The 1379-nt window shown below is 56.9% G+C and carries 1 pseudogene; it reads left to right on the plus strand.

Annotated elements, in window-relative coordinates:
• Window positions 1-319 precede the first annotated feature (319 nt).
• Window positions 320-1379 (plus strand): annotated as a pseudogene (locus tag D3D02_RS17930) (ISH3 family transposase); the annotation flags it as partial.

Consider the following 1379-nt stretch of genomic DNA (forward strand, 5'->3'; position numbering starts at 1 on the left):
TAATTCTTCTGAATTCATCGGCAGAACAGCTCCACAGTTAGCATTCGATGTCTGCGACCTGCGCCAACTGCGGTCGTTCATCGATTGGATGGGAGTCCCAGAAATGGAATTGGAGACAGTAGTTCTCATCAAGGTTATCGACACCTAAGATGTCGACTCTCTCGGCGAAGTCCCTGACAACTCCGTGTACTGCGACCGGGGTTACATCTTTGTCTGGGGCTATCGTTACTGGCTCGTCAGCGCCCGCGTTGACACGATGCGATTTCCAGTCTCAGTACCTCACAAAGCCGTTTAGTTAGAAGGTCTGCTTGCTGAAGATGTGTCCAACAACCAGCAAACAGACGATGAAATCCACGAGGACCAGCTCCTTAACTTCCTCGTCAACTCTCTTGACGAGGAAGTTGCTCTCTCACTCGCTGAAAACGCTGAACTCGATGCTGAAGACATCTACGAGGTCCTCGTCGGCGCCTGCGCCGACGGGACCTCGGTCTCAACGCTCTGTGAGAGAAGCGAAGATGCACCCCACGAAAACTCCGTTCTCTACCATCTCCGCACTAAATTCGATCTAGAAACGCTCGAACAGGTTGGCAACATGCTCCTCCAGAAAGACGTTCTCGACGTCCTTCCCCAGCAGGTGGAGGTCTGCGCAGACCTCCACCTGCGGCCCTACTATGGTGACGAAGACGACACAGACGGCCTGTATCACTCACAAGCGAAGCGTGGAACCACCGCGTTCCACGCGTACGCGACACTGTACGCACGCGTGAAGAACAAACGCTACACGCTGGCGGTGCGCCGTCTCGAAGACGGCGACACCGCCAGCAGTGTCCTCGCAGAGTTCCTCGGTATTCTCGACGGCCTTGACCTCGGTGTCAAGGCCGTCTATCTTGACCGCGAATTCTACGACAGCAAGTGTTTGACGCTGCTTCAGGCGCACAACCACGCCTACGTCATGCCGATCGTCCGCTGGGGACGGACGATCAAGCGAGAACTCTCAGAAGGGTGGAGTCGCGTGATTCAGCACAGTCTGACAGCGAAACTCGACGGTCACAGCTGGACCGTCGAGTTTCCCGTCTACATCGACTGTACCTACCAGAACGGACGGTACGACGAACATGGGGTGGCGCGTCACGGCTACGCCGCTGACGCGCCGTTCATCGACTCACCACGGGACGCTCGATACCACTACGCGAAACGCTTCGGTATCGAGGCGAGCTATCGACTCTCCGAGCAAAGTATCGCGACGACCTCGACACAAAATCCGGTCGTACGGCTGTTGTACGTCGTGGTGAGCTTGCTGTTACAGAACGTGGCGGTATCTGCACTGGGAGTACGTGGCGACGCCCCGCCGAGGCGGGCGTCGCCTCTGGCAGTGGCCA

Source organism: Halobellus sp. Atlit-38R, assembly GCF_003665925.1.
GTDB lineage: Archaea > Halobacteriota > Halobacteria > Halobacteriales > Haloferacaceae > Haloquadratum > Haloquadratum inordinatus.